We start from the raw sequence: 6,078 nt of genomic DNA, 5'->3' as shown, positions 1-6,078 counted from the left end.
GTTCTGCGCTTGCTGCCGAGTGCCGGCGATGCTGCTCTGCTGCGGAACCGGCCGAGAAATCGGTGTCTGAAAGCATCGTGGTACGACTCATGAAGTTTCCGCTCCCGAGTTCGTTTCGCCGGTCCCCTATTGACCGCGCCGCCGACTATCCGTACGCTATGGGCTGACCGATCAACGGTCAACGCGCGTCGGATTCCGCGACGCATCACCTCTTAGCCCCAGAACCACTCGTTCGGCCTCACCGCCCAACTGGAATCCGTTGGCTCTGAACATGGAGTCTCTTTGTCTTTTTCTGCCCTCGCTTTATCACCCGAAGTCCTGCGCTCGGTTCGCGACCGCGGACATCATCAACCAACCCCGATCCAGGCCGATGCAATTCCGGTAGCACTCGCGGGCCGCGATTTGGTCGCGAGCGCAGGCACCGGCAGCGGCAAAACGGCGGCGTTTCTGCTTCCCCTGCTCAATCGCCTGCATGGCAATGGCGCGCGCGGGCTTGCCGCGATGATCCTTGCTCCCACCCGAGAACTGGCCGCGCAAATCGGCCGTGAGTTCTCGCTGCTCGCACGCAATACCCGTTTTCGTGGCGCGGTCGTGGTCGGCGGTGAATCGATGAACCGCCAGGTCCACGAATTGCGCACTGCCCAGGTAGTAATCGCGTGCCCGGGGCGCCTTATCGATCACCTCGAGCGTGGGGAGGTCAAACTCGATCGCATCGAGTTGGTCGTCATCGACGAGGCCGACCGGATGCTCGACATGGGCTTCCTGCCGCAATTGCGCCGCATCCTGCGGATGGTCAAAGGACCGCATCAAACCCTGATGTTCTCCGCGACCATGGACCCGAGCGTGGAAGGGGTCGCTCGCGAGTTTTTGCGTGAGCCAGCCCGCGTCAATATCGGGAGAATTTCTACCCCGCCCGCGAGCATCCGCCAATCGATATATCCCGTGACTGCCGAAAACAAAGGTCCGCTGCTGCTCAAGCTGCTCTGCCGTGGCGAGGTCGACCGCGCCATCGTGTTCACCCGCACGAAAAGCCGCGCGGACCGCGCCGCGAAGCTTCTCACGCGCAACGGTATCAAGGCGGTCGCGATCCACGGCGATCGTTCGCAGAATCAGCGCAACGCGGCCCTGGCCGGATTTCATCGAGGCCATTTCACGGTGCTGGTGGCGACCGATGTGGCCGCGCGCGGGCTCGACGTTCCCGACGTTTCCCACGTCATCAACTTCGATCTTCCGGACAGTTCCGACAGTTACATCCACCGGATCGGCCGAACCGCCCGGATGGGCAAGTCTGGCAAAGCTCTGAGCTTTGCGATGCCCGAGGACGGGCCGGCGCTGCGCGACATCGAGAGAACCCTGGGAATGAAGCTCGAGCGCACTCGGTTCGAGGGATTCGAAATACCAGACATCGAGCACCCCAAGCCCTCCGTGACAGCGAAACCGCGACCCGTTCACCATCGGACGGTGCGCGGCCGCCCTCAGGGTCGCGGATTCTTCGCAGGCAGAAAGCACACAATATGAGCAATCTCGCGCTTGAACAGACGGCTGAGCCAGAGGCCTCACTCCGCGGATGGGAGTGGCCATGGTGGCGAACCACTCGTCACGACTTCATCATTCTTCCCTGGTTCATACTCATTCATCTGACGGCCCTGGCAGGATTAATCCTGTTCCCGCTACCCGCCTGGCGCGTGTTACTGGGCGCCCTTGCATTGGCGTGGATCGGCGGACTGGGGACGACCGTATGTTACCATCGCGCGCTCGCGCACCGCTCGCTGAAGCTGCATCCGGCCCTCAGCGCCGTGCTCACGTTCTTTGCGATGTTCAACAGTTCCGGGTCGCCGATTACGTGGACCGCCAGCCATCGCGTGCATCATGCCAAGGCCGACACCGTGGGCGATGTATCAAGCCCGGCGCTCCACGGGTTCTGGTGGGCGCACATGCGATGGTTGTGGCAGGCGGAGGCACCGTCGATCGATCGCTATTGTCCCGATCTCAATCGTTTCAAGTACCGGGTATGGAAGCCGTTACAGCCCGCGATACTTGCGCTCTCATATTTCGGCGGATTGTATTTCAGCCCCGCGGCTTTCTTCTGGCTCGGATCAATCCGGATGGTCTATGCGCTACACGCCCAATGCTTCGTCAACAGCATCTGCCACACCGAGCCAAACACACCCTTCGGCATGGATTCCAGCCGCAACGTTAAGTGGCTCGGTTGGATGCATTTCCTCCAGGGCGAGAACTGGCATCGCAACCATCACGCCCGCCCCGGTATCGCGCGGCTGGGTTGGAACTGGCGCCAGCCTGACGTTGGCTACGCGGTAGTTTGTATGTTCGAAAAGGTTGGCCTGGTCAGCGACGTGCGACGCGGATCGGGTGTGGTTGGCTCAAGGCTTCAGTCGAACAACTGAGATTCGAAGTCGGCGTGTTCCAGGGCGCGGCGGGCAGATGCCTCAACGCGCGATCGCGATTGACCTGCGCGGCCGCAGGCACTTCAGGTGCAGCTTCGCTACCGAAAACCCATGTTCCTGCTGAAAATTCCCATCGCAAGCGGAACCGGGAATCGATGACGGAGCCGACTGATGCTGCCAAAGAGGAAGGGCGCAACCATTTTTATTGGGTCTCAGCAGCAAGGGTATCGGCAATTGCGGTAGGGCGATACCAGCACACCAACACGCGACTAATTACATGGCACTCGGGTTCGTCAGGCCGCGAGGCGCTCGTAGCGATGGTGCGAACGACCGACCTGTGGAATGGCGATTACTTCCCTCGGGTGGGCGGTGGGCGAGGCGAGGATCGACCTCCGAATCACTGAATTGTCGAAGGACCAAGCGGTTGGTTTGAAGCTCAGACGTACCTTGGAGCGGATGGTTTCTCTCGGTTTTGCTGAGAGTGCCACCCTCACGCCTGGATCTCGTTTCAGTTCAAGGGCGTAGTTCGTAGAGCACCGCGAAGTCGTCCTCGATCGGCAACCGTGTGAAGCGCGAAAAGCCGGCGCCCGCCGCCAGTTCCCGTGCTTTGTTCTCTCCCATCGCGGCACCGATTCCTGCCCCACCATGCGCTAGGGAGGTAGTCATGCAGTAAAGCGTACTGACCGAGTAGATCATCTTGCCCATCGGTCGGATATTCTCGCCAACCTTGTCTGATACATTCACTTCCTGAACGAGATAAGTGCCGTCGTCCTTGAGGGCGTGCCGGATTCCAGACATTAGCCCGAGTGGGTCGACCGCGTCGTGAACAACATCGAAGGTCGAAACGAAATCGAATTTGTGTCCCGGCAGTTGCGAACCATTGGCGACCTCAAACGATACCCGATCCGCGACCCCCGCAGCCCGCGCGTTGCGCCGCGCGCGGTCTATCGATTCGACGTGCACGTCGAAACCGACCATCCGTGCTTTGGGATAGGCCTGGGCGATCATGATTGCAGCGAGTCCGCCGCCACATCCCACGTCGGCGCCGATGCCGCCGGCGCTTAGCACTTCGACTACCTGCGGCATCGCGGGAATCCATTTGCGCATCAGCTTGTGCAGATACCGGGTGCGTGAATTACGCTGGGCGGCCTCGAAGAATGATGGTGGATATTCGGCCTGCGCCACACCCTTACCGGTTTTGAACGCTTCTGACACTTTCGGTGCCACGGAGACCACCGCCTGTGCCATTTGGAAATAGCTGCCGACGAAGAAAGGAGAGTCTTCATCGGCGAGCGCCGCTGCGTATTCAGGCGTCAAGAGATAGGTGTCCGCCTTAGGGTCATAGTTGACGTAATGCGCGGCCGCCATTGCGCCCAGCCACTCGCGCACATAGCGCGCACTTAGGCCGACCTTTGTCGCGAGCTGCTCAAACGTAAGCGGCCCCGCCTCCACCATCGCTTTGAACAGCCCCATGCGATCGCCGATAAAGACGAGCGCCCCGTGCATGACCGTCGCGACGTCGCCGACCACGGCCTGTGCAACCCGTTTCGCTTTTTCGAGGTCAAGATTCCCACTCAGTGCCATCGTATAGCCGAATTTCCTTTTTTCCTCTGATTCGGCTCCATGCATACACCAGACGACCTGCCGTTGCATCCTTCCGCCGAGCCGGTTGCGGGTCCCTCGCAGCCAAAAAGCGGTCAGTTAACGCCCTCTCCGCCACCCCGATTTGACGCCCAGCCTTCGCTCGGGTCCTTTCACAATCCGCAGGCCGGGTCCAACCCTATGGCGCGATTCGAAAATGACTTGAAGCAGTTGGGGGCCACCATCGCGTACATCTTCGAACATGCTCGAATAACTGTGATTGACGCGAAGCCTGTCGAAACGGTATTAGCGGCGCGGCTACGTGTTTGCGCCTGCGCAATGGCGTTTGCGCGCGAGCGCGTCGCGCGGATTTTAATCGCCAGTCCAATGGCTATCCAACCGAGCGGGGTACCGCGTACAAATCGTTGCATCGCTACTGTGGGTTTCGCGTCGCCCGCAGCGCGATCGACCCCGCGAAGAGATAAAATTGTGTTGAGACCTGCGTTGGAGAAAGCAGGTGATTGAGTTAAATGCCTTAAACCATGATTTCGAAGAGGAGCCGTTTTCCTTGACGCCAGACGGCAGGTAGTATTGCGAAGATTCCAGTGCTGGGCTCCATCATCAGTATCTTCACATCCAGGGTTTCGGCAGGCACAGCCAGCCGACGCTACTTTTTGCATGAGTTTTGAAGCCAAACCCAAACTCGCATTTCGATGCTGTGGGGTTCCCATGGCGTTGGCCAGCATTGCTGCCATATCGCTCGTATCCGTGCTTTCCTTCGGATGCTATCGCGTGGCAGTGGTTCTCGCGAGGGTTCGGCCGCTACGCAACGCGCACCGAGGTCTGTCCGCGGCTTATGATCGGTTACTCGATCGGCTCGGGGAGCTAGTTCTGCAGGACGCTCGAGACACGCCCGCGTTACGCCTCATAGTCTCCATTAGCCTCAGCGCTATGCCAGTTTTCCTGATCCAACTCGCTTTAGGAAAACCTCGACTGCTGCTCGCGATCGCCTTTTATGTTTCCCTTTACGGTCTCAGGTTCCAACGGTTTGCGAGAATGTTCAGCGCCAAACACCTGGAGGCTCACCGGCCTAAAGGCTACTTCTCAGAGAAGTATAGTAAGTTCTTAGGCCGTTACGTTGAATTTTTTCTGGGATATTTGTACGGAAACGTTCCGGAACTGGACCGGACTGTTCATGTTCGTCTCCACCATCGAGAGAACGGGGGACTCGATGATACCGCCGAGTCCAGAGGCTACGATCGAACGAGTCGGCTAGATTTCCTGTGGTATCTCTCGAACAACATTTGGACGGTTTTAGGGATTGCCCCATACGCTTACTTTAAGGCGAGCGGCGACGAAGAGAGCCGAAAACGCCTGTTCTGGGGTTTAGCCAGGTACTACGTCTACTTCGGGGCGGTCGTTATCTACGATTGGAGAATCGGGGCGCTGTTCGTGTTGGTTCCTCTTCTCTGCATGAACTTCATCACGGCAATCATTGCATGGGTCCAGCACGCCTTCTATGACCCAGAACATCCCGAGGATTATTTTGCGCATACTGCCACCGTTCTGGATGAGATCAACTTCATGAACGAAGGATACCACCTCTGTCATCATCACCGAGCTGGCTTACACTGGACCGAAATGCCGGTCCATTTCGAGCGAATTCGCGACCGGATGAGAAAGTCCGGGGCTCTGGTTTTCCGCGACCTGGATTTCATGGGACTGTTCTTCGCCTTGACCCTCAGTCGAAGAATAGATGTGCTTGCTGAGAAACTTGTCCCTTGGGAGCCCATGAACCACGAGCAGAGATTGGCTTTGTTGGCGAAAAGAACTGGATCGGGACTTGTTCATTGAGATAGGAACCCGATGTGAGGGCATTCAGACTCAATTGCTAATTGTTTCGATAGGGGGAGCTGATTGATGTCTTGCCAACTCAGGCGTTGCACCAGGCGTGTCCATGGGTTCTGAGCACGGCTGTACCTTATCGTGTGTAGAGCGTAGAGCCCTCGGCCGCCACAGATTCTGCGTCACGTGGGGAGTGACCCGGAGTTCACGACGCTAGGAGACGAAGTGGCGAGTGTCATAGCCGTGG

At 58.5% G+C, this 6,078-nt stretch carries 5 protein-coding genes; 3 read left to right on the top strand and 2 right to left on the bottom strand.

All coding sequences use genetic code 11. From position 1 onward, the window contains the following. Positions 1-282 precede the first annotated feature (282 nt). Together VGI36_20695 and VGI36_20690 are read left to right on the top strand one after the other, a co-directional pair. The gene (locus VGI36_20695) at positions 283-1,518 is read left to right on the top strand and encodes a DEAD/DEAH box helicase (GenBank protein HEY2487570.1); all 1,236 of its coding nucleotides are present in this window, start codon (positions 283-285) and stop codon (positions 1,516-1,518) included. Beyond that, entirely contained in the window at positions 1,515-2,405 is an 891-nt protein-coding gene (locus VGI36_20690; protein ID HEY2487569.1) for a fatty acid desaturase, read from the top strand. The genes VGI36_20695 and VGI36_20690 overlap by 4 nt, the downstream gene beginning before the upstream one ends. A 513-nt stretch (positions 2,406-2,918) precedes the next feature. Here the strand turns inward: VGI36_20690 and VGI36_20685 are convergent. Then, positions 2,919-3,989, bottom strand: a complete 1,071-nt coding sequence (locus VGI36_20685) for a class I SAM-dependent methyltransferase (protein HEY2487568.1) — start codon at positions 3,987-3,989, stop codon at positions 2,919-2,921. A 170-nt stretch (positions 3,990-4,159) separates the two neighbouring features. Next, on the bottom strand, positions 4,160-4,741 hold the full coding sequence (locus VGI36_20680; protein HEY2487567.1) for a hypothetical protein: 582 nt from the start codon (positions 4,739-4,741) through the stop codon (positions 4,160-4,162). A gap of 196 nt (positions 4,742-4,937) precedes the next feature. Here VGI36_20680 and VGI36_20675 point away from each other — a divergent pair, with 196 nt between their 5' ends. Further along, on the top strand, positions 4,938-5,840 hold the full coding sequence (locus tag VGI36_20675; protein HEY2487566.1) for a fatty acid desaturase: 903 nt from the start codon (positions 4,938-4,940) through the stop codon (positions 5,838-5,840). The last annotated feature ends 238 nt before the right edge of the window (positions 5,841-6,078 follow it).

The organism is Candidatus Binataceae bacterium (genome assembly GCA_036495685.1).
Lineage (GTDB): Bacteria > Desulfobacterota > Binatia > Binatales > Binataceae > JAFAHS01.
The sequence above is the reverse complement of the archived record's forward strand: the minus strand, read 5'-3'. Positions and strand labels throughout refer to the sequence as shown.